The sequence below is a fragment of the Chitinophaga sp. W2I13 genome (assembly GCF_050434005.1).
Taxonomy (GTDB): domain Bacteria; phylum Bacteroidota; class Bacteroidia; order Chitinophagales; family Chitinophagaceae; genus Chitinophaga.
Genome location: NZ_JBNPWD010000001.1, coordinates 3,914,413 through 3,936,757, shown reverse-complemented (window position 1 = coordinate 3,936,757; position 22,345 = coordinate 3,914,413). Strand labels below are relative to the sequence as shown.

26 protein-coding genes are annotated in these 22,345 nt (G+C 47.2%); 6 read left to right on the top strand and 20 right to left on the bottom strand.

What is annotated here, in order from left to right:
• Nucleotides 1-132: 132 nt before the first annotated feature.
• The 17 genes from hisIE to QFZ48_RS16330 all read right to left on the bottom strand — a co-directional run bounded on the left by hisIE (nucleotide 133) and on the right by QFZ48_RS16330 (nucleotide 15,591).
• On the bottom strand, nucleotides 133-726 hold the full coding sequence (hisIE, locus tag QFZ48_RS16410) for a bifunctional phosphoribosyl-AMP cyclohydrolase/phosphoribosyl-ATP diphosphatase HisIE (RefSeq protein WP_429063017.1): 594 nt from the start codon (nucleotides 724-726) through the stop codon (nucleotides 133-135).
• 23 nt (nucleotides 727-749) lie between these two features.
• Nucleotides 750-1,505, bottom strand: a complete 756-nt coding sequence (hisF, locus tag QFZ48_RS16405; protein WP_429051030.1) for an imidazole glycerol phosphate synthase subunit HisF — start codon at nucleotides 1,503-1,505, stop codon at nucleotides 750-752.
• An 11-nt stretch (nucleotides 1,506-1,516) separates the two neighbouring features.
• Nucleotides 1,517-2,662 (bottom strand): 1-(5-phosphoribosyl)-5-[(5-phosphoribosylamino)methylideneamino]imidazole-4-carboxamide isomerase, encoded by a 1,146-nt coding sequence (gene hisA / locus QFZ48_RS16400; RefSeq protein WP_429063016.1) that lies wholly within the window; start codon nucleotides 2,660-2,662, stop codon nucleotides 1,517-1,519.
• Between the two features lies 1 nt (nucleotide 2,663).
• Nucleotides 2,664-3,257 carry an imidazole glycerol phosphate synthase subunit HisH gene (hisH, locus tag QFZ48_RS16395; RefSeq protein WP_370912266.1) on the bottom strand — a complete coding sequence of 198 codons (594 nt, stop codon included), beginning with the start codon at nucleotides 3,255-3,257 and terminating at the stop codon, nucleotides 2,664-2,666.
• A 4-nt stretch (nucleotides 3,258-3,261) separates the two neighbouring features.
• Nucleotides 3,262-4,035 (bottom strand): tryptophan synthase subunit alpha, encoded by a 774-nt coding sequence (gene trpA / locus QFZ48_RS16390; RefSeq protein WP_429051034.1) that lies wholly within the window; start codon nucleotides 4,033-4,035, stop codon nucleotides 3,262-3,264.
• 7 nt (nucleotides 4,036-4,042) lie between these two features.
• Entirely contained in the window at nucleotides 4,043-5,251 is a 1,209-nt protein-coding gene (gene trpB, locus QFZ48_RS16385) for a tryptophan synthase subunit beta (protein WP_429051035.1), read from the bottom strand.
• 6 nt (nucleotides 5,252-5,257) lie between these two features.
• On the bottom strand, nucleotides 5,258-5,893 hold the full coding sequence (locus tag QFZ48_RS16380) for a phosphoribosylanthranilate isomerase (RefSeq protein ID WP_429051036.1): 636 nt from the start codon (nucleotides 5,891-5,893) through the stop codon (nucleotides 5,258-5,260).
• Nucleotides 5,894-5,897: 4 nt separating this feature from the next.
• Complete coding sequence (trpC, locus tag QFZ48_RS16375; RefSeq protein WP_429051037.1) at nucleotides 5,898-6,701, bottom strand: indole-3-glycerol phosphate synthase TrpC; 804 nt, start codon at nucleotides 6,699-6,701, stop codon at nucleotides 5,898-5,900.
• Nucleotides 6,702-6,716: 15 nt separating this feature from the next.
• Nucleotides 6,717-7,712 (bottom strand): anthranilate phosphoribosyltransferase, encoded by a 996-nt coding sequence (trpD, locus tag QFZ48_RS16370; protein ID WP_370912261.1) that lies wholly within the window; start codon nucleotides 7,710-7,712, stop codon nucleotides 6,717-6,719.
• Nucleotides 7,713-7,772: 60 nt separating this feature from the next.
• Nucleotides 7,773-8,342 carry an anthranilate synthase component II gene (locus QFZ48_RS16365; RefSeq protein ID WP_370912260.1) on the bottom strand — a complete coding sequence of 190 codons (570 nt, stop codon included), beginning with the start codon at nucleotides 8,340-8,342 and terminating at the stop codon, nucleotides 7,773-7,775.
• Nucleotide 8,343: 1 nt separating this feature from the next.
• Complete coding sequence (locus QFZ48_RS16360) at nucleotides 8,344-9,756, bottom strand: anthranilate synthase component I family protein (protein WP_429051038.1); 1,413 nt, start codon at nucleotides 9,754-9,756, stop codon at nucleotides 8,344-8,346.
• A 488-nt stretch (nucleotides 9,757-10,244) separates the two neighbouring features.
• Nucleotides 10,245-10,709 (bottom strand): imidazoleglycerol-phosphate dehydratase HisB, encoded by a 465-nt coding sequence (gene hisB / locus QFZ48_RS16355; RefSeq protein ID WP_429063015.1) that lies wholly within the window; start codon nucleotides 10,707-10,709, stop codon nucleotides 10,245-10,247.
• Nucleotides 10,710-10,746: 37 nt separating this feature from the next.
• Complete coding sequence (gene hisB, locus QFZ48_RS16350) at nucleotides 10,747-11,382, bottom strand: histidinol-phosphatase (RefSeq protein ID WP_429063014.1); 636 nt, start codon at nucleotides 11,380-11,382, stop codon at nucleotides 10,747-10,749.
• Nucleotides 11,379-12,452, bottom strand: coding sequence for a histidinol-phosphate transaminase (gene hisC / locus QFZ48_RS16345; protein ID WP_429063013.1), 1,074 nt, complete (start codon nucleotides 12,450-12,452; stop codon nucleotides 11,379-11,381). Before hisC ends, hisB (QFZ48_RS16350) begins: the two co-directional genes overlap by 4 nt.
• 10 nt (nucleotides 12,453-12,462) lie before the next feature.
• Entirely contained in the window at nucleotides 12,463-13,755 is a 1,293-nt protein-coding gene (hisD, locus tag QFZ48_RS16340; protein ID WP_429063012.1) for a histidinol dehydrogenase, read from the bottom strand.
• 15 nt (nucleotides 13,756-13,770) lie between these two features.
• A complete protein-coding gene (gene hisG, locus QFZ48_RS16335; protein WP_370912255.1) occupies nucleotides 13,771-14,625 on the bottom strand; it encodes an ATP phosphoribosyltransferase in 855 nt (284 codons plus the stop codon).
• A 285-nt stretch (nucleotides 14,626-14,910) separates the two neighbouring features.
• Nucleotides 14,911-15,591, bottom strand: coding sequence for a hypothetical protein (locus QFZ48_RS16330; RefSeq protein WP_429051043.1), 681 nt, complete (start codon nucleotides 15,589-15,591; stop codon nucleotides 14,911-14,913).
• 380 nt (nucleotides 15,592-15,971) lie between these two features.
• Between QFZ48_RS16330 and QFZ48_RS16325 the strand changes: the two genes are divergently transcribed.
• Both QFZ48_RS16325 and QFZ48_RS16320 read left to right on the top strand, forming a co-directional pair.
• On the top strand, nucleotides 15,972-16,391 hold the full coding sequence (locus QFZ48_RS16325; protein ID WP_429063011.1) for a LexA family protein: 420 nt from the start codon (nucleotides 15,972-15,974) through the stop codon (nucleotides 16,389-16,391).
• Nucleotides 16,392-16,454: 63 nt separating this feature from the next.
• Nucleotides 16,455-17,207, top strand: a complete 753-nt coding sequence (locus tag QFZ48_RS16320) for an SOS response-associated peptidase (RefSeq protein ID WP_429051047.1) — start codon at nucleotides 16,455-16,457, stop codon at nucleotides 17,205-17,207.
• 77 nt (nucleotides 17,208-17,284) lie between these two features.
• On the opposite strand, the gene QFZ48_RS16315 is transcribed toward QFZ48_RS16320, so the two are convergent.
• Both QFZ48_RS16315 and QFZ48_RS16310 read right to left on the bottom strand, forming a co-directional pair.
• Nucleotides 17,285-18,622 carry an alkaline phosphatase family protein gene (locus QFZ48_RS16315; protein ID WP_429063010.1) on the bottom strand — a complete coding sequence of 446 codons (1,338 nt, stop codon included), beginning with the start codon at nucleotides 18,620-18,622 and terminating at the stop codon, nucleotides 17,285-17,287.
• Nucleotides 18,623-18,647: 25 nt separating this feature from the next.
• Nucleotides 18,648-18,776, bottom strand: a complete 129-nt coding sequence (locus QFZ48_RS16310; RefSeq protein WP_429063009.1) for a hypothetical protein — start codon at nucleotides 18,774-18,776, stop codon at nucleotides 18,648-18,650.
• 301 nt (nucleotides 18,777-19,077) lie between these two features.
• On the opposite strand from QFZ48_RS16310, the gene QFZ48_RS16305 reads away from it, so the two are divergent.
• The 4 genes from QFZ48_RS16305 to QFZ48_RS16290 all read left to right on the top strand — a co-directional run bounded on the left by QFZ48_RS16305 (nucleotide 19,078) and on the right by QFZ48_RS16290 (nucleotide 21,255).
• Nucleotides 19,078-19,281, top strand: coding sequence for a hypothetical protein (locus tag QFZ48_RS16305; protein WP_429051050.1), 204 nt, complete (start codon nucleotides 19,078-19,080; stop codon nucleotides 19,279-19,281).
• 36 nt (nucleotides 19,282-19,317) lie between these two features.
• A complete protein-coding gene (locus tag QFZ48_RS16300) occupies nucleotides 19,318-19,791 on the top strand; it encodes a PRC-barrel domain-containing protein (RefSeq protein WP_429051052.1) in 474 nt (157 codons plus the stop codon).
• 120 nt (nucleotides 19,792-19,911) lie between these two features.
• Complete coding sequence (locus QFZ48_RS16295; RefSeq protein ID WP_429063008.1) at nucleotides 19,912-20,880, top strand: hypothetical protein; 969 nt, start codon at nucleotides 19,912-19,914, stop codon at nucleotides 20,878-20,880.
• Nucleotides 20,881-20,985: 105 nt separating this feature from the next.
• Nucleotides 20,986-21,255 carry a hypothetical protein gene (locus tag QFZ48_RS16290; protein WP_429051055.1) on the top strand — a complete coding sequence of 90 codons (270 nt, stop codon included), beginning with the start codon at nucleotides 20,986-20,988 and terminating at the stop codon, nucleotides 21,253-21,255.
• Between the two features lie 52 nt (nucleotides 21,256-21,307).
• On the opposite strand, the gene QFZ48_RS16285 is transcribed toward QFZ48_RS16290, so the two are convergent.
• Nucleotides 21,308-22,339 (bottom strand): isoaspartyl peptidase/L-asparaginase family protein, encoded by a 1,032-nt coding sequence (locus QFZ48_RS16285; RefSeq protein ID WP_429063007.1) that lies wholly within the window; start codon nucleotides 22,337-22,339, stop codon nucleotides 21,308-21,310.
• Between the last annotated feature and the right edge of the window lie 6 nt (nucleotides 22,340-22,345).

Sequence of the window (22,345 nt, the reverse complement as noted above, 5' to 3'; positions counted from 1 at the left end):
GATTTGATTTTGTTTATGAGCAAGCTTATAAGTTAATTATCAACCTCTAATAAATAAAAATAAAATCATGGTAATTAGTATAATCAACTAAATCATGCAATAAGACAATCTAAAAGCCGGCGAAGCCGGCAGCTAGTTGTGGCGCTGTTTTAACACCGATATAACATCTGCCAGCTGGAAACCCTTTGCCTGAAGAAGGATCAGGTAATGGAACAACAGGTCAGCGGATTCATTGAGGAACAGCTCATCGTTATTGTCCTTGGCTTCAATCACCACTTCTACCGCTTCCTCTCCTACTTTCTGTGCAATTTTGTTGATGCCCTTTTCAAAAAGACTGGCAGTGTAAGATTTATCGGAAGGATTATTTTTCCGGTCGGTAATGATGTTCTCCAGGGTAGAAAGAAAGTCGTTGCTTACATTCTTTTCATCCCAGCAGGTATCAGCGCCGGTATGGCATACCGGGCCTACAGGACTGGCTTTGATGAGAATCGTATCCTGGTCGCAATCTACTTTAAGGTCTTTTACGATCAGGAAATTACCACTCTCTTCTCCTTTTGTCCACAAACGGTTTTTTGAGCGGCTGAAAAAAGTCACCTTGCCATCCAAAACGGTTTTCTCCAGCGACTCCCGGTTCATATAACCAAGCATCAGCACCTTATTGGTGATGGCGTCCTGTATAATGGCCGGTACGAGGCCATCGGGCGACTTTTGAAAATCTATCTGCATTGTTTACTTATTTCAGGTATCACTTAAAATCTTACGTTCACTCCCTTGTTATAAAGAAAAGTTTTGAGCGCAGGAATTTCTATTTCTTTATAATGGAAGATGCTGGCTGCGAGTGCGGCATCTGCCTGTGCGTTTTCAAAAACATCGGTAAAATGTTCCATTGTACCAGCACCGCCGGAAGCGATAACAGGTACATTCAGGTGCTGTGCCAGCTGCCCGGTAATATCCAGGGCAAAGCCTTTCTTGGTGCCATCGTTGTTCATGGAAGTGAGCAGTATCTCACCAGCACCACGGCCTACCGCTTCTTTTGCCCAGTCAAATGCCTTTATATCCGTTTTCACACGGCCACCATTCAGGTACACATACCAGTCGCCCTCCTCAAAGCGGGTGTCAATAGCCAGTACTATACACTGACTCCCAAATTCACGGGCCAGCCTGTCCACCAGCGCAGGGTCCTTAAACGCAGAGGTATTCACCGAAATCTTATCCGCACCGGATTGCAGCAGCACGTATACATCTTCCACGGAAGATATGCCCCCGCCCACGGTAAAAGGAATATTCACATGACGGGCAATATTCGTTACCAGTTCCGCCAGCGTCTTTCTTCGTTCGTTCGTTGCTGTTATATCCAGAAATACCAGCTCATCAGCTCCCTGTGAAGCATACAACGCTCCCAGTTCAACAGGGTCGCCGGCATCGCGGATATTTTCAAAATTGATGCCTTTCACGGTACGGCCGTCTTTGATATCCAGGCATGGTATGATGCGTTTGGTCAACATGTGCTAATAGTTTACAGGAATGTTTTTAATGCATCCATGGAGATGTTACCTTCATAGATCGCTTTACCGATGATAGCGCCACTGCAGCCAATTTCCTGCAAGGCAGCCACATCTTCAATATTACTCACGCCGCCGCTGGCCACAAAGTTAATATCCGGGAAGCGTTCTATAATCTTTTTATACAGCTCTACAGACGGTCCCTGTAAAAGACCATCCTTAGCGATATCTGTACAAAAGATATTGCTGACGCCCTGCGAGATATTGCTTTCCAGAAAATCGAATACCGACAACTCCGTTGTTTCCAGCCACCCACCTACTGCAATCTTTTCTTCTTTTACATCGGCGCCCAGGAATATTTTACCGGCTCCGTATTGCTTCACCCAACTGAAAAACAGTTCCGGTTGCTTCACCGCTACGCTGCCTATCGTAGCCAATGCAGCACCGCTTTGAAATACAATCTCCAGGTCTTTATCCGTTTTAATACCGCCGCCAAAATCTGTTATCAAACCGGTTTTACCGGCAATGCTCTCCAGCACTTTCCAGTTTACCACCGCTCCTTTCTTGGCGCCGTCGAGGTCTACCAGGTGAAGGCGGCGAACGCCGATGGCTTCAAATTCCTTTGCCACTTCGAGCGGATGTTCGTTGTACACTTTCTGCTGGTTGTAATCACCCTGGGTAAGCCTTACACATTTACCATCGATGATATCAATGGCAGGTATAGCTTCAAATTTTTTAGTTGTCATGTTTTGCTGATCCAAAGGCAGTTCCATTCTCACAAAAGTGATTCCTCCCTTAACAAAGTAATCTCCTTTCTTCGTATAGCCCAGCCTGTCATAAAATGTTACTGCGGTATCACGGGCATTACACCAGAGCAGTTTTATTTTTTCTTTTTTACAGATGTCCACCAGATGTGCCAGTATCGCTTTACCAAAGCCTTTCCCCTGTGCAGCCGGCGCTGTAGCCAGTTTGCGGAACTGCGCGCTTTCGCGGCCCAGGAAAAGGGACACTACTGTTACCAGTTGCCCCTGGTCAAAAACGCCGAAGTGCAGTCCATCTGCATCGTGGTCTACTTTTACGGCTTCCAGCGACTCATTGGGATACATCACATCCCTGCGGAGTTGCAGCGTGTCATCTGCGCTGATTTTCCGGATATTCATCTTACAGGTTCAAAAAGTTTTCAATAATACGGGCGCCTGCTATAGCTGATTTCTCCGGGTGAAACTGCACTGCATAAAAATTATCCTTCTGCAACGCAGCGCTGTAGTTGATCACATAATTGGTGATGGCTACGGTATCTGCCCCGAGTGCCGCATAATAGCTATGCACAAAGTACATATAGGAGTTCTCCGGTACGTGTTCAAACACCACGCTGTGCAAACCGGTGATATTGTTCCATCCGATCTGCGGTATCTTCAGCAGGTTTTCCACCGGCGATTGAAAACGTTTCACATCCACATCAAATACACCGATGCATTTGGTATCGTTTTCTTCCGAATATTTACACAACAGCTGCATACCCAGGCAAATGCCCAGCACCGGCTGTTTCAGGCCGGCAATTACGGCATCCAGTTTTCTTTCTCTCAGGTACTGCATCGCCGTGCTGGCTTCTCCCACACCGGGAAAAATCACCTTATCGGCCGACATGATCTCTTCGTGATCATCCGTAACAGTGCCGTTTACGCCTAAACGCTCCAATGCAAACTGCACAGAGCGGATATTACCGGCGTTGTATTTTATGATAACCGTTTTCATGTTATTACTGAATTATTCCCGAAATAAACGTTTTCACCGTTTCGTCAATATTCTTACTGTGCTCAATGGCCCTGATAAAGGCAGTGCCGATAATAGCGCCATTGGCATATGCAGATGCCGTATCAAAAGTAGCTTTATCTTTTATACCAAAACCAATTAAAACAGGGTTTGTGAGCTGCAACTGCTTCAGCCGCTCAAAATAAGCCTGCTGGTCTTTCATATCCTTGTCTTTTCCCGTGGTGGAAGAAGAAGATACGGCATAAATAAAGCCTTTACTCAGGCTGTCTATTTTACGGATCCGTGCTTCACTGGTTTCCGGCGTTACCAGGAAAATCAGGTGCAGGTTGTATTTTTCAAACACTGGTCTGTACTCATTTTCATATTCGGCCATTGGCAGGTCCGGCACAATGATACCATCCACACCTACTTCTGCACATTTTGCGCAAAAGGCTTCCACACCGTAAGTTAATACCGGGTTGAAATATCCCATCAGGATAACAGGCACCTGTATACGGTCCCTGAAACCGGTAAGTTGTTCAAACAGTTTGTGCAGGCTCATGCCGTTCTGCAACGCTTTGGTGCTGCTGTCCTGGATAACAGGCCCGTCGGCCAGCGGATCGGAGAATGGCATGCCCAGCTCAATAAGGTCCGCTCCATATTGCTGTAATGCGGTCATTACAGGCAGGGTGTCATTTAACTGCGGAAAGCCAGCCGTACAATATATATTTAAAACGTTGTGCCGCTTAACAGCAAACAGTTGATCAATACGATTTTGCATAATCCATTTATTTATTCATGTGACGGATATAAGTATCCAGATCTTTATCTCCGCGGCCGGAAAGGCATACCACCACTACATCATCTGTATTCAGGGGCAGGTCTTTCAGTTTAGCCAGGGCGTGAGCCGATTCCATAGCAGGAATAATTCCTTCCAGCAGGCTCAGTTCATAAGCCGCCGCCAGGGCTTCTTCATCGGTAGCCGACAGGAACTGTGCGCGGCCCGATTCATACAAATGGGCGTGCATAGGTCCGATGCCGGGATAATCGAGTCCTGCGGAAATGGAATGTGGTTCCACGATCTGTCCGTCGTTGGTTTGCATCAGCAATGTTTTGCTGGCATGGATAATACCAATGGTGCCCAGCTGCGTAGTAGCTGCGGAAAACCCGCTGTGTACACCCTTTCCGCCAGCTTCCACGGCTACCAGTTTTACTTCTTCCCTGTCGAGGTAATGGAAGTAAGCGCCGGCTGCATTGCTGCCACCACCGATACAAGCCAGTACATAATCAGGATTCTCGCTGCCGGTTTTCTCCAACAGCTGTTTTTTTATTTCTTCGCTGATCACCGACTGGAAGCGGGCCACCATATCAGGATATGGATGCGGACCTGCAGCGGTGCCCAAAATATAATGTGTATCTACCGGGTTGTTGATCCAGTCGCGGATCGCTTCATTGGTAGCATCTTTCAAGGTTTTACTGCCGCTGGTGGCCGGCACTACGGTGGCTCCCAGCATTTTCATCCGCGCTACGTTGGGCGCCTGTCTTTCTATATCAATGCTGCCCATATACACCACGCACTCCATGCCCATGAGCGCGCATACGGTAGCCGTGGCCACGCCATGCTGACCAGCGCCGGTTTCAGCGATGATACGGCGTTTGCCCAGGCGTTGCGCCAGCAGGATCTGCCCGATGGTATTGTTTACTTTATGTGCACCGGTATGATTCAGATCTTCTCTTTTAAGATAAATTTTCGCTTTATATTTTTCAGACAAACGTTTGGCAAAATATAAAGGGGAAGGCCTTCCTACATAATCCCGCAACAGGGCTTCAAAGTCCTGCTGAAAACCGGGATCGCTGAGGATGCCGAGATATTTGGACTGTAATTCCTCTACGTTGGGATACAGCATCTCGGGAATGTACGCCCCGCCAAATCTGCCATAATAGCCATTCTTATCCACCTGATACCTGGAGTTGCCGGTATTAATCGCAATATCCATGACCGTTTATTTTATTATTGATGAATGAATTTGTTTCACAAATTGTTTTACCAGCGCGATGTTTTTCACACCCGGACTGTCCTCAAATTTACTGTTCACATCTGCTGCAAACAACGCCGGCAACTGCATCTCCTGTATTTCTGTTGCCTGGCCGGCACTGATGCCTCCGCTCAAAAAGAAAGGATGATCAAACGGGTACGTTTTCAGCAGATCCCAGTTGAATTGCTCGCCTGTTCCGCCATAACCTTTTACGGAAGCGGTATCGAAGAGAAAGTAATCGGTTACCGGTATAAAAGGCGCCACTTCCGTTTGCCAGTTAACGTTATCACCTATACGAAAAGCTTTTACCACCGGGATGAAGGTGCGGACAGCAGCGCAAAACTCCGGCGTTTCATCACCATGCAATTGCACCAGGTCCAGTGCATAATCACTCACGGTGCGTTGGATCTGTTCCAGCGGCGCGTTTACAAAAACCCCTGCCTTTTTGATGCCGGAGGTTTCCCGTACCGATCTCGCATCTATTTTATTACCGGCAAAACGCGGTGACTTCTCGTAAAAAATAAATCCTGCATAGTCAACGCCGTTATCCGCCAGCGCCTGCAGATCATTTATCCTGGTAATACCGCAAACTTTAATACGCATCGTGTTATGATTTATGCTGCAGATCGCTGAGTGTTTGTACAAAATTTTCAAAGGCACGTGCGGGATCTTCCTGCTTCATGAAATGCTCGCCTATCAGGAATCCCTGGAATCCGGCGGCTTTCAGTGTTACAATAGCAGCGGGGTCATTGATACCACTTTCCGCCACTTTCACTTTATCCGCTGGAATCTTCGGCGCCAGTTCACAGGAACGGTTAAAGTCTACCTGGAACGTGATCAGGTCGCGGTTATTCACGCCCACCAGGTGGGTATGTGCCGTTACTTTTTCCAGTTGCGCTTCACTGTGTACTTCCAGTAACACTTCCAGTCCGAGGTTATGTGCAAAAGCAGCCAGGTGTGCTACCTGTGCGGCATCCAGGCATTCTGCAATGAGGAGTATTACATCTGCCCCGATAGCCTTTGCCTCCAGTATCTGGTATTCATCTATCACAAAATCTTTCCGCAGAATCGGGATCTGGTTGAAGCTACGCGCCTGTTGCAGATCGTCGGAAGAACCACCGAAATATTTTTCATCGGTGAGCACCGACAGCCCGGAAGCGCCGTAACGGGTGTATGCGGTAGTTACCTGTTGAACAGTTACATCGCCATTGATCACTCCTTTCGAAGGAGAGCGCCGTTTGAATTCCGCAATAATGCCCGTTTTTTCCGGCTGCTGCAGGAAATGGCGGAGCGATAATGTTTCCCTCGGGAAGGCCGGCGACTGCTCCAGGTCCTGCGCGCTGCGCTGCAATTTGCGGGCAGCTACTTCGATGTGTTTATGAGCAACAATTTCTGCTAAAATATTCTTCATGATAAACTATCTGTACTACGACTGCAAAGCAATCAGTTTTTTGAACGCATTATGTGCATTGCCCGACTCCAGGGATTCTACCGCGGCGGCGAAGCAATCTTCATACGAATTATATGTTCCGAGGCTGTACAAACCCATTGCTGCGTTGGCAAAAACAACGGAATTCTGTGCCCAGGTACCTTCTCCTTTCAGGATCTTCATAAAGATCTTTGCGGCTTCTTCAGTAGAGTTACCGCCGTAAATATCTTCCTGGTGAACTTTACGTTTGCCCAGCTGCTCCGGGGTCCAGTCCTGTTCACCTTTATTGGTAATCACTTTGGTATCTGCCGTGAGGGATATTTCATCATATCCATCGAGGCTGTGAACAATCACAAACTGCTTGTCCGTTTGCTGGAACAGGTAGTTGTATACCCTCGCCATTTCCAGGCTGTAAACACCGATCAGCTGATGTTTGGCCAGCGCCGGGTTCACAAGAGGACCAAGCATGTTAAAGAACGTACGGATACCCAGCTGGCGACGGATGCCTGCTACATGTTTCAATGCCGGGTGGAACAGTGGTGCGTGCAGAAAACAGATCCCTGAATCCTCCAGCTCTGTTCTCAGTTTGGCATCGTCATTCTTGAATTTATACCCTACCAGCTCCATTACATTGGAAGCACCACTGACAGAAGACACGCCATAGTTGCCATGCTTGGCTACTTTTGCCCCTGCGCCGGCTACCACAAAGCACGACAAGGTAGAAATATTAAAAGTATTTTTTGCATCCCCGCCGGTACCAACAATGTCCAGTACATCGTAACCGTTGAGATTAACCGGTACACAGAGTTCCAGCAGCGCGTCGCGGAAGCCCAGCAACTCATCGATGGTGATGCTGCGCATCAGGTATACCGTCATGAAAGCCGCCAGTTCGCTTTCGTTGAACATGCCTTTGGAAATACTGATCAGGATATCTTTGGCAGCTTCGCGGCTGAAAGTTTTATGTTCAAAAAGGTAATTAAGAATCTTTTTCATTTTTGGAAGAATTTTGCTGATTGAGTGTTCGATAATTTTAAAACGGGTGTCGTGCTGTTATTACAGGCTTAACCAGTTTCTTACAATCTTTTCTCCCTGCGGGGTAAGCACACTTTCCGGGTGGAACTGCACACCACTTACATCGTATTTGTTATGCTGTACAGCCATAATAAAACCATCTTCGTCTTTGGCGGTGATCACCAGTTCCGCAGGCAGGGTAGACTCATCAATTACCCAGGAGTGATAACGGCCGGCCAGTATTTGTCGTGGTAAGCCGTTAAACAGCCGTCCATCTTCCTTAATAATATTTACGTTGGTAGCAACGCCATGGTATACTTCCTTCAGGTTGGTGAGAGAAGCACCAAACGCCTGTCCGATGGCTTGCTGCCCCAAACACACGCCAAAGATGGATTTGGTGGGCGCATATTCTTTAATCAGGGGCAGCAGTAATCCAGCTTCTTCCGGAATACCGGGGCCGGGCGATAAAATAATTTTATCGTAGTTATTTACTTTCTCCAATGGAATTTCATCATTGCGTACTACGGTTACTTTACCGTTGATGATTTTTTCCACGAGATGAACGAGGTTGTATGTGAAGGAGTCGTAGTTATCGAAAACGAGGATGTTCATACTAAATTTTTTGTGCCAGCAGAATGGCTTGTTTTAACGCATTGAGTTTGTTGTTCACTTCCTCCAGTTCTGAAGAAGCTACTGATTTTGCTACCACACCGGCGCCGGCCTGGTAGTACAGGGTATTCATTTTACTGAGTATGGAGCGGATCATGATGGCATGGTTGAAGTTGCCGTTGAAACCAACAGCGCCGATACAACCGCCGTAGAAGCCACGTGCAGTGGGTTCATACTGATCAATAATTTCCATGGCACGGTATTTTGGTGCGCCGGACAGTGTGCCTGCCGGGAAAGAAGAAGCCAGCAGCGTGAACGGATTCAGCTTCGGATCTACCTTTCCGGTTACTTCGCTTACCAGGTGAATTACATGTGAATAGAAATGCACCTGTCTGTAAGAAGCTACTTCCACTTCTGTGGCGTTTCTGCTGAGATCATTCCTGGCCAGGTCTACCAGCATCACGTGTTCTGCGTTTTCCTTCGGATCTTCCAGCAGTTTATTGGCCAGCAGTTTATCCTGTTCATCATCCCCGGTGCGGCGGAAAGTACCTGCAATGGGGTGAATAGTGGCTTTGCCATCTGTAATCACGATCTGTGCTTCCGGTGAGGAACCCATTAATTTATAATCGCCGTAATCGAAGAAGAAAAGATAAGGAGAGGGGTTGATGGAGCGGAGCGCGCGGTAAACATTGAATTCATCGCCTTTGAAGGATTGTTGGAAAGCTCGGGAAAGTACTACCTGGAAAACGTCTCCGCGGAAGCAGTGTTGTTTGCCCTGTTCTACCATCTGCATATATTCCGCGTCCGTCATATTGCTTTTCTCTTCCCCGGTAGTGGCAAACGGATACCCGGGGGAATCTTTGTGCCGGATAAGCGACTCCAGTAGCTCAAACTCACTATCGATGCCGTCTATCTGGTTTTCACAAAGATAAAGTTCATCTTTAAAGTGATTGATCGCTATTACATATTGATAGTAGCGGTAACGCATCAACGGGATGGTATTACCGGCCTCTTGTTTCTTTTTATTGAATTCAATGGTTTCAAAGAACTGTACGGCATCAAAAGTGGTATACCCGAAGAGGCTCTGCGCCATTGGTACCGGGTGTTTGCCGGAGAAAGAATAGTTGCCGAGAAACTGCTCCATTTCATCCAGCACCTGTTGCTTATTTTTCAGCTCTTTCTTTTCTACGGGCAGGTTGGGATACTTAAATTCGAAGTGCGACGTGGAAGTAACTTCGATACCTGCAATGGGCTTCACACAAATAAAGGAATAACTGTTGTCACTGGCCCTGTAGTCAGTGCTTTCGAGGAGGATAGAACCCGGGAATTTATCGCGCAGCCGCAGATATATTCCCACTGGCGTGAAAATGTCTGCCAGCATCTGTTTGGATCTCGTTTTTACTTGGATGGTACGCATGATGTATTGGGTGAAGTATTTGTTTTTTTTAAAATGGGAAGGGCTGAAAAAGCGGAAGGCCCGCTGTGTAACAGCGGGCCTTCCAAATATATTTCTAAACGAAACATGGCACTGTAACACAGATCAGGAATTGATTCCGTGCCACCACCAATGTTTGTTTGTAATGATATTTTGCATAGCGAGAACAAAAATGAAACATTTTTTTAGAAAATGCAAATTTTTTTTGTGGGGGGCGGTGCCTTCGGCACCTTTTGTCTTTCTGCAGGATTACTGGATTAATCGTGATTGCACTGATTTTCCCACAGTTTGTTGGATTTATTGTATGGAGATAAAAGCGAAATACGCTTATATCTTCTGCAATCAATTAATCTTATCCGCTCCTATCTCCCCCAAATATATTAAAACAAAAGGCGGGAAAATCAGTGCAATCACGATTAATCCAGTAATCCTGCAGAAAGACAAAAGGCGCCGAAGGCGCCGCCCGTCCGCTACAGTACCCCCTTCGTTGAAGGCAGCTGCATATTAGCCGGATTCCGTTTCACCGCCATTTTAATAGACTTGGCAAAGGTTTTAAAGATGGCTTCTATCTTGTGATGTTCATTTTCGCCTTCTGCCTTAATGTTCAGGTTCGCTTTGGCGCCATCTGAGAAGGATTTGAAGAAATGATAGAACATCTCGGTAGGCATCTCCCCTATTTTTTCCCTCTTAAACTCCGCGTCCCATACCAGCCAGTTACGGCCGCCAAAGTCAATACCCACCTGGGCCAGGCAATCATCCATCGGCAGGCAGAAACCGTATCTTTCGATACCGCGTTTATCGCCTAAGCCTTTGGCAATGGCTTCTCCCAAGGCAATGCCCGTATCTTCTATGGTGTGGTGCTCATCAATATGCAGGTCGCCTTTGGCAGTGATCTTCAGGTCTATAGCGCCATGGCGGGCAATCTGGTCGAGCATATGATCAAAGAAACCCAGCCCTGTATGAATATCCGCTTTACCGGTTCCATCCAGGGTTCAGTTCAATATTGATATCTGTTTCATTGGTTTTCCGTACATGCGTTACCGTTCTTAATCCCAGTTTCAGGAACTCATAGATCCGGTTCCAGTCGGTGGTTTCGAGGGCAATCACGGATTGCAGCGCAGCTGCGTTATCGCTGATTTCGGCACTTCCCAAACCAACGCCTTCATTGATCCAGATAGCTTTTGCGCCCAGGTTTTTTGCCAGCTCCACATCGGTGATACGATCGCCGATCACAAAAGAATTGGCCAGGTCGTAGCTGCCATCGAGATATTTGGAGAGCATGCCCGTGCGGGGTTTGCGGGTAGGCGCATTATCGGCGGGAAAAGAGCGGTCAATAAACACCTCATCAAATTTAATCCCTTCGTTTTCAAACGCTTTCATGATCATGTTCTGCGCAGGCCAGAAGGTATCTTCCGGGAAGGAAGCAGTACCTAGTCCGTCCTGGTTGGTAACCATTGCCAGCTCATAGTCCAGCTCAGCGGCGATCCGCGCCATATTCACAAATACTTTGGGATAAAACTCTACTTTGTCCAGGCTATCGATCTGGTAAGTTGGCGGCACTTCCCTGATCAGGGTACCATCACGGTCTATAAAGAGCACTCGTTTCATGCAGATGCAGTTGTGGCTGTTTTCAGGTTAAAAGATTTCAATACTTCCAGCAGTCGCAGGTTTTCGGCCGGCGTGCCAATGGTGATACGCAGGCAGCCCATGCACAGTTCCACTTTGGAACGGTCGCGTACTACAATTCCCTGTTCAATGAGATAATTGTAGATGCCTTTTGCATCGGTGGTTTTCACCAGGATAAAGCTCGCATCACTGGGATAAATGTGCAGTACTTCCGGCAACTGGATCAGCGCCCCGGAAAGCAGGTCGCGTTCTATCACTATTTCACGGATCCATTCATTTACCTGGCTTACATTTTCCAATGCCTGGAGCGCCAGCTCATTGGTGGCCTGGCTGATATTATAGGGTGGCTTCACCTTGTTGAAGGTGTTCACAATATCTTCACTGGCAAAAGCCATCCCGATGCGGAGTCCGGCCAATCCCCATGCCTTCGACAGTGTTTGCATCACCACGAGGTTAGGGTATTCGGTAAGTTCCTGTATAAAAGTTTTCTGACGGGAGAAATTGATATATGCTTCATCTATCACCACAATACCATCAAAATTATTCAACAACAGTTCTATGTCCGAGCGGTTGATAGAATTGCCGGTAGGGTTATTGGGAGAACAGATGAAGATGAGCTTTGTGTTGACATCTATGGCCTGTTGCAACGCCGGGATGTCCAGCTGAAAATCCTCTGTCAGCGTTACCTTGCGGATAATAGCATCGTTGATGTGCGCGCTTACTTCGTACATGCCATAGGTAGGCGGACAAAGGATCACGTTATCCACACCCGGATTCACAAAAGAGCGGTAAAGCACGTCTATGGCTTCGTCGCTGCCGTGACCAATAAAAATATTTTGCGGCGGCACACCTTTGATATCAGCAATTTTGTACTTGAGCTGCCATTGCATCGGATCGGGATAGCGGTTGTAATTCACCGGCAACGGGGATCCGAAATTATTTTCATTCGCATCCAGGAAGATGGATGCTTCTCCTTTGAATTCATCTCTGGCAGTAGAATAAGGCACCAGTTTTTTTATGTTTTCCCTTACCAGGGTATCGAGATTAAACATATTGCATTAATTAATCTGTTATAAGTGAGCCGGTGTATTCCAGCTGTTTTAATCTTACGGTAACGGCGTTTTTATGCGCATCAAGTCCCTCTGCTGCTGCCATGGCTTCTATGGTACTTCCAATATTCCGCAGCCCATCGGGAGATATCTGCTGAAAAGTAATCTTTTTTACGAAGCTGTCCAGCGACACGCCGCTGTAAGCCCTGGCATAGCCGTTTGTAGGCAGGGTGTGATTGGTGCCGGAGGCGTAATCACCTGCGCTTTCCGGGGTATAATTTCCCATGAAAACAGAACCTGCATCTGTTACTTTATCTGCCAGGTTTTCTGCGCCTTCACAGGCCAGGATGAGGTGTTCCGGCGCATAGGCATTCAGCATGTCAATGGCAGTATCCATATCTTTCACCAGGATCATCTTGCTGTTTTCCAATGCCGCTGTGGCAATGCCTTTGCGGGGCAGTTCGTCCAGCTGGGCATTCAACGCATTGGTTACATTGGTGAGTACCTGCTCACTTGTGGTAACCAATACCACCTGGCTATCGGGGCCGTGTTCCGCCTGCGATAGTAAGTCGGCCGCCACAAAAGCCGGCACACAGCTATCATCCGCCAGCACGGCCACTTCAGAAGGACCAGCCGGCATATCTATGGCCACGCCGCTTTTATTCACCAGCTGTTTTGCACAGGTAACATACTGGTTACCCGGACCGAAGATCTTATATACCTGCGGCACGCTTTCCGTACCATACGCCATTGCGCCAATGGCCTGTACGCCGCCGATGGTAAATACTTTTTCAATGCCTATCAGTTGGGCAGTATACAGGATCGCCGGATGCAGGGAGGGCGTGCAGAGCACTATCTCCTTACAACCTGCTATCATGGCTGGTATGCCGAGCATCAGGATCGTGGAAAACAGTGGCGCGGAACCACCGGGAATATATAAGCCTACCTTTTGTATGGCGACTGATTTGCGCCAGCATTGTACGCCGGGCATGGTGGCTATCACCTGTACCTTTTCCTGCTGTGCGCGGTGAAAGGTAGTAATGTTTTTTGCCGCCTGCTGGATAGCCGCTTTCAGTGCTGGTTCCAGCGTAGCTTCTGCAGCTGCGAAAGCCGCAGATGGCACCTGTAAATTATCCAGCGTTACTTTATCAAATTCAGCTGCAAATTTTCTGATGGCGGCATCGCCGCCGGTGCGTACTTCCTGCAGGATATCATTCACTTTCTTTTCGAGCGTGGAGGTATCCATTACAGGTCTTTGCAGCAGCGTATTCCAGGAACTTTTATCGGGAAATCTGGTTGTTTGCATCGTTTACTCAGTTTATCAGATCACCATTTTTTCGATGGGTACTACCAGGATGCCTTGTGCACCCGCTTCTTTCAAACTTTCGATAATATCCCAGAAATCATTTTCATTCAGTACCGAATGAACGGAGCTCCAGCCGGCTTCAGCCAAAGGCAGTACTGTAGGGCTTTTCATGCCCGGCAGCAAACCAATAATTTCATTCAGTTTATCATTGGGTGCATTGAGCAGGATGTACTTGTTATTTTTTGCTTTCCTTACTGCCTGGATACGGAATAAAAGTTTGTCCAGCAACAACTGTTGTTCCGGCTTCAGGTTGTGGCAGGCTGCCAGCACTGCTTCCGACTTCAGCACCGTTTCCACTTCTTTCAGACCATTCATGAACAGGGTAGATCCGCTGCTCACCAGGTCGCAGATAGCATCTGCCAAACCAATACCTGGCGCTATTTCCACGGAGCCGCTGATTTCATGGATTTCTGCGGTAATACCGTTTTGTTGCAGGAAATCTTCCACTATTACAGGATAGCTGGTAGCAATACGTTTATTTTGCAGGTCTTTCACGGAAGTATAATCCACCGATTTTTCCACCGCCATAGACAAACGGCATTTTCCAAAGCCCAGTTTCTGAACAATGTTTACCTGCTTTTGTTTTTCCAGCACTACATTTTCTCCTACAATTCCTATGTCTGCCACACCATCTTCAATGTATTGCGGAATATCATCATCACGCAGGAAAAACACTTCCAGCGGGAAGTTGGTGGCCTCTGTTTTCAGTTTATTAACACCGTTGTTGATGTCGATGCCGCACTCCTTCAAAAGTTTGATGGAATCGTCGTGCAGGCGGCCGGATTTCTGGATTGCAATTTTCAGTTTCATCCCTGATAAAATAAAAAAAGGGGCTTACCTCTGCGGTAAGCCCCTGTTGATGATGTAATATGGTGATATACACAAATCATCCCCCTGCCTACCCTTGTGGTAAGATATGATGGTGGTGATGTGTATGTTTGTTTGTAATCATAATTTCAGGTGCAAAAATAGGAAGTAAAATGAAATAACAAAGGTTTTTTTTGGAATTAACGGGAAATTTAAATATAAGCGCTTATATATAATCACTGGTATAATAAACCTTTGCCAATATCTCTTTTCAGCATTCCAGCCTGCTTATTTCGCCAGCCTGCTTTGCAGTTCAGGCACTACATTTTCAAACGTACGCAGCAGCCGGTCCCAGTTACGGAATGATTCATCAGAGCTTGCAGATACACCAGGAGGAGCTATTTCACTTACCAGCTTTGCCTTGTAGGTAAGCGGGTCTGTGTTCCCTGTTTTAATGATAAGACGGGTACGGACAGTAGCTGCTTTAAAAGATTTTACTACCCAGGCAGTGCACATGTATCCCGTCGCTTTATCGGTAACCGCAATCACATCAAAATAACCGGTAATGATGCGGTTGATCAGCTTCCAGGAATTTTCTTCATCATGACTGGTCCGTACATCGATATCCTGGTTAGCAAGATTCGTTACCATTGAATTTTCGTACGCATCATCTTTCTCCAGCTTAATATAATCTGTAGAAGGCAATGTATGCTTTCCATCATTGATGTAGTTCCGCTCCTGTGTAATAAAACCTACCTTTTCCACACGGATGTTTACCTGCGCGTATGCTGCTACCTTGATTTCTGTAGAAGTGTTATTGACCAGTTTTCCATCTACATAAATCCGTGCGTCGTTCTCCGTATTAATAACGATCTTTTTGGATTTAACTTTTGCAGCTGCATCGTTGGGTGCAAAGAAGGTGAAGGCTGCCAGGCAGCAGAAAAGGAGTGCTTTCATTTGAATGCCCATAAGAAATAAGGATTATCTGAGGTTTACAATATTTTCACCGCGCAAAATTTAACGGCGCATAAAATTATGTGTGGGACATACAGGGAGTGTAGAAAAAAAATCCGGATGTACTGAATAACAAGTGATTAACATTAACATAAACGGCCAATAAATGATAAATATTGAACTGGATACATTATCTTCTCTTCTGTCAAAAAAAATCTTACTGCGCCTGTTTTAGCAACCAGAATTCATAGCTCACTGATCTCCCGGCACTTACTTCTCCCCTCTCCTGCAGCGGATTTCCATCTTTTGCAAACGATGTGTTAATGGATTTCATAAACTAATAATTTTAGCTTTATTTTGCTAATAATATTAGTATTTACAAAAACGATAGTTATATGCAAGTGTTGAAACTGAGTGACCCGCACATTACCCTGCCATTCTTTAATACCAGTGTCCCTGCAGGGTTTCCTACTCCTGCCCTGGATTATGAAGAAGAGCAGATTGATCTCTCCCGTATCCTGCAGCCAAATCCCTCTACCTCCTTCATTATCAGGGTAAAGGGCGATAGCATGACTGATGCCAGCATTCCCGATGGTTGCATGGCGGTTGTAGACCGCTCTATCCGCCCCTCCACGGGAGATATTGTAGTGGCGGCACTCAATGGGGAATATACCGTAAAACGGCTCGTAAAAGCGGGTCGCAGTTGGGTACTACATCCCGAAAATCCTTTTTATAAACCTATTGTTATCACAGAAGACGCCGACTTCCAGGTATGGGGCGTTGTAACCGCCGTCATTGTAGATATGCGGAAATAGCGCACCGGGACAGATACAGAAATAAAAGTACCTTTATCCGATTATAATACCACGACAGATAATATGTGTTACGATATTGCCTTTACCTCCAGCATAGAGAGCATTTTCAAATACCTGCCGCGACTTAAACCCGGCGGCAAACTGGATATCGACTTCGACCCTACCTGGCACAAGATCGGGATGTCTTATCCGCAATGGCCCGTAGTTACTAACAACAACGGCATCAAACTTGAAAAATACACCTGGGGTCCCATACCTAAAATGCTGGACACCCTGGAAAAAGTAAAACGCCAGCGGCAACTTTTCCTCAACGCCCGCAGCGAAAAAGTACTTGAAAACGGCACCATGTGGAATGCCATCCGGCACCAGCGCTGCCTCGTTCCGGCCAGCGGCTTCTTTGAATACCGGCACATTCCCGGATGGAAAAATAAAGTGGCCTATTATATCAAACCCAAAGAACAGGAACTCTTTTTTATAGCCGGATTGTGGGCAATGTCTAATTCCTGGGATGTAGATAAACCCGCACGTATTCCCGCGTTCACCCTGCTAACCCGTGCCGCTAACCCACTGATGGCACAGATCCATAACGGCGGCGACAACGCCGGCAGAATGCCCATGATGCTTACTCCCGGACTCGCAGAACAATGGCTGCAACCTGAACTAACTGATACGGATATACGATCAATTATACAGTATGAACTGCCCGCAACACAACTGGAATGCTGGCCGGTAAATTCTGTCAGAAAAGCAAAGCCTGATGACGCAGCAGTAATAGCCCCTGCAGCATATGAGCATTTACCTGCCCTGCAGATGTAATATCGCTTCCCAGGCACCACAAAAAAACGGACGCCCCTTTCACAAGGCGTCCGATCAGTATTGCTACGTTTCAATGCTTACTTAGTTACCACGCCCGCAGGCACTTTACCATCAGTATTATCCAATGATAATCCAAGCAGTTGCGCTACCAGCGGTGCCACATCTGTTACATTCATTTCTTTCACACGACCGCCTGCCACTATCCCTGCTCCGGAAGCCACAAAGCCGGTTTGTATCTCTTTAAAATCCGGGAAATAACCATGTGTGCCCCCTTTGGCTGCCATTACCAGTTCCCCGGTGGAGCCACCCCCAATGGTAACGCCATCAGAGGCGGAAATGGCCAAAGCAGCATGCGGATCAGCGCCCACTGCATCCAGCTGTTTGCGGTCAATAATCCGGAACATTTGCTGCTGTGCCGCTGGCAGTGCTTTCAGCAACGCCAGTACTTTCTGCTGTGTAGCTGCATCCTTCGGATCTTTGAGATGCAGGAAGGCCGACCCGCCGGAAGAATGGAACTGCGCTTTCCAATCACCCGTTTTGATATTATTCAGCAAACCATTTTGCGCCAGCAATACATTCGGGGAAAAGCTTTTGCTGATATTCACAAAACCATGATCGCCGGTAACAATGACGGTCGTATTTTCGTATATGCCTGCGCGTTTGAGCGCTTCAATAATAGTACCCAACGCCCTATCTGCTCCCGCTACCGCCTTTCTTACCAGCAGGCCATCCCGCCCCTGTTCATGCTCATAATGATCTGTACAGGCCAGATGCAGCGTGGTAAAAGCAGGCTTATAGGTAGTGATCAGGTAGGCCGACATACGCGCCACATTTTCATCCAGGATCATTTCTTCATCCTCCATCGTGAAATCCTTTTCACCCAGCTTACCCGTGGCATATTCCTGTACTTCCTGCCATAACGACCCAGGATTGGTGACGGTAGCCAGCAGCTCCCGCCTGTCTTTTTTTCCAATAGACCATACATCCGGTATATTGTAATCGATCGGTGCGCCCACAGATACCGGCCAGATTACATTAGCCGATTTTTTCCCGGCTTTATGCACCGCATCAAACAGCGTAGGCGTTTTGATGCTGTCGTAATAAAAGTACCAGATGCCGCTGGCGCCATTAGGCTCAAAAGGTGTATTATAATAAATACCATGCCGCGCCGGTGTTACACCGGTGATCAGCGACGTGTGATTGGGATAGGTAACGGTAGGGAATACACTGTTTACTTCGTCTGCATAAGCGCCGCTGTCTTTCATGGCCCGCAGGTTTACCATACCCCAGGAAGCGTCTGTATAAAACTCTGGCCGGAAGCCATCAATGGTAATCAGCACCACATGCGAGGCGCGCTGTGCATAGGAAGTGAATCCTATCATCAGCAACAATGCTATACCGGTAATCTTCTTCATACAATATATTTTTTCAACGCCGGTTTCAATACCAGCCATACCAGCCAATATAAGGCTTCAAAGGTAAAGGGCCAAGTCCGCAGCGTATCAGAATGTAAAAACGGAAGCCCTCCGGGATCAGCTCAACGCCTCTTTCGCGGCGTATCTCCGGCATACAGCGTGTATTACGCTTTCGTTAACATTCGGGAAACGGGACAAAGACCGCATCTCTGTACTCGTAGCAGTGAGTATATACAGCGGACTATAATTCCGCAATACGTAGGAAAAAGACCCCTAACAAAAAAATGGCTGAACTCCCCGGAATCAGTACCTAAATCCCCTTATAACAAGCCATAGACAAGGAAAATAGCGCTCCTCACATTTTTTCTGTGCATTGGTATAATGATTGCCGAATAGTGAATGAACCTTCCGGACAAAACTCATCCGGGATATTTATCTACCTTAACCATACAACTATGGCACACTTAGAAGTTCAACCCAGGAAAAGAAACCCGGCGTGGCTATGGCTGATCTTAGGACTTATCATCATCGCTGCGATCCTGTTTTTTCTGATGCGCAGCAGTAATAACCATCAACGGGACGTAATTACCACTACTGATACTGTTAGTACTACCGGCAACGCTGCACCCGCGGCAGATACTCCCGGCGCACAACCGTAAAGGTTTTCACCTATTCTTTATCCAAAAAATATTACTATGTCTATCACTGAAACCAATCGTCTTGAAGAATTAAGCGGCAGCAGATTTGAGATTGTAGACGGACAGCCCGATATCAGGAACTGGGGGGTGGAAGATCTGCAAGGCAATAGATTCGGAAAAGTAGATGACTTGCTGTTCAATCCCGCTTCACGCAGGGTACGCTATCTCGTTATCAACCTCAAGGGGAACCGGGTAGGACTCACCGAACGGAAAGTACTGTTTCCTATAGGTGTAGCCATCCTGCATGAAAAAGATGATACCGTATTGCTGCCGGAAATAACTCCTTTACAGATCAGCATCCTTCCTTTTTATGAAAAAGGTGTGATCGTTACCCCCGAAACAGAACGGGATATCCGGAATGTGTTTGTGTCGCCGGATTCAACTATCGCTGATAACGACTTTTACAACCACGACCAGTTTGACCAGGATAGATTTTATGGAACAAGGGCGCCCCGGGATAACCGCGTATAATACTTGCCTAAATAATCGTCCGTTGATGTTAGCCTGCAAAAGAGAAAGCCTCCGGTCGGAGGCTTTCTCTTTTGCAGGCTAACACTAAATATGTTTTATTTGTACCACAAATTGCTCCGGATGAAATATGCTTTGCTGTGTGGCCTCGTGTTACTCTCTTTTATTGCCAACGGCCAGAACCTTGTGAACTACCGCGATACGGCGAACCACTTCTCCGTAGGAATTCCCGACGGATGGCAGATAATAAAAAACAAACAGATCCTTTCCCTGAAATTCATGGCGCAGCGGGCCGACAGTGCCCTGGTAGCGCCGGAAAATTTTACGGTCAACGTAGTGGATGAACCCCGTTCCAATGTGGATGCCGTTGCAAAAAAGCTCCTGTACTATATCGGCCGCAATCCTTATTTCAAATTACTGGATTCCGGCAGTATTGTCAGCTCCGGCAAACGGATGATCTGGCTGGATGAAATCCACCTGGAGGGAAGCAGAACCGATACCATATTCGCCAGCATCTTCATTGCGTATTCCAACAATAAAACCTACCTGTTGACTGCCACCACCCTTTTGCCATTTTCAGCCGGTTTTAAACCTTTATTTCATGAAATTGGCAATTCCTTCAAAACAGGCAAAGCGGCGGGAAAGGAACGCCTTAAAATAGCGCTGCCGGCTAATGTAAAATGGACAACGATCACCGATACTGAAGTGGACAATCTCGCTACCCGTCAGTTCCTGCCTGCCAATGAAACGGCGCAGCAATGGACCCTGCTGATCAACAATATGACCATGGAAAATGCACGGGTCGATAACATTGATCTCGCTGTAAAAAGTTTCTCGGAAGCCGCTGTGAGTAAAGCATCACAGGCAAAGGTGACATTGCTTGGAAAAGAAAATATTCCCCAGCGGCGCTGGGCACTGTTTAAAGTGGAAACACCCGGCGCCGGAAGTCCGGAATCGCAGCTGTATTATGTGATACAGGGCCCCAGATCCTTTCATGCCATTTTCATTGCCCAAAAAACAGAAACTTTGTCGGCCGCCTTCGTAAGCAAATGGAGCGCCGTTTTCAGAAAAAGTAAAGTGGTGAATGAATAACCCATTAACTGTGTATTTATTTACGCAGCCCTCCGCAACAGCAGCCTGTAAATCAAGCTGTTTTTAGTGGTGCGATGTTTGGACTTTCCCTGGAAAACTTGCTTTATGACCACACAACCTAAAACACCCGGACCACTGCTCAACGACGATCTTCAACCAGACGATGTTTTTAGTCAAAAACAACAACCCGTGCCGCAGAGAGGCAACCAGGATGAACAATCCCGGCGGGGCGACGACAACTCTGATGAATTACTCGACGAAGAAGATGACGACGTGGAAATAGATGAGCTGCTGGAGGAAGAAGATATTACGGATGAGGATGTATCAGAAAACAGCCTGGAAGAAGATGATGCGCCAAAAAGGCCGCTGGAGTAAAACAATACGAACGGATACGGGTACTACGCCCCGCATCCGTTCGTTATAATGTTTACTTGTAAATCGAAATTTCAATTTTGCCGTCTTTGGTAACGGCGCCCCGGTACATGCCTTCCGTGTTAAAAGACATGGTCATGTTTCCTTTTTTATCCAGGGCAATCAAACCGCCATCGCCACCCATATCCCCTACTTTTTTGATCACCGTATTACCCGCCTGCTGTACAGAAAGTCCTTTATACGCCATGAGGGCAGACAAATCATAAGCCACCACATTACGGATGTAAAACTCACCCCAGCCGGTACAGGATATGGCAGCAGTTTCATTGTTCGCATAGGTACCCGCACCAATGATAGGCGAATCACCAATGCGGCCATATTTTTTGTTGGTCATACCGCCGGTAGAAGTTGCTGCCGCCAGGTTGCCCTGCCGGTCCAACGCTACCGCCCCAACCGTTCCGAATTTATAATCCCGGTTTTTTATACCCAGCTTGCCCGGGTTCGTATAGGCGTTTGATTTAGCCGCAGCAATAGAATCCTCCCTGATGGCACTCTGCAGGTCCCTCCAGCGCGATTCCGTTCTGAAATACGAGGGGTCCACTATTTCCAGTCCTGCTTCCTTTGCAAACTTTTCTGCACCCGGCCCTACCATCATCACATGCTCCGACTTTTCCATCACCGCCCTTGCAGCGCTCACCGGGTTGCGCACGGTGGTAACACCGGCTACCGCACCCGCTGCCCTGGTTTTACCATTCATAATGGCGGCATCCAGCTCGTTGCGCCCTTCGTGGGTAAACACAGCACCTTTGCCCGCATTAAAAAGTGAATCGTCTTCCAACACCCTTACAGTCGCTTCTACCGCATCCAGGCTGCTTCCGCCCGACTGCAGGATCTTATAGCCCGTTTCCAGTGCTTTTTGTAAAGATGCCTTGTATGCGGCTTCCTTTTCAGGGGTCATATTCTTTTTAAGAATAGTACCCGCACCACCATGGATCACCAGCACATAAGATGATGCCTTCTGTTGCGCCATTACAGGCAAAACAAAAAGTACCATCAGAAAAAATAAAATACCAAACCTGCCTTTCATATCAAA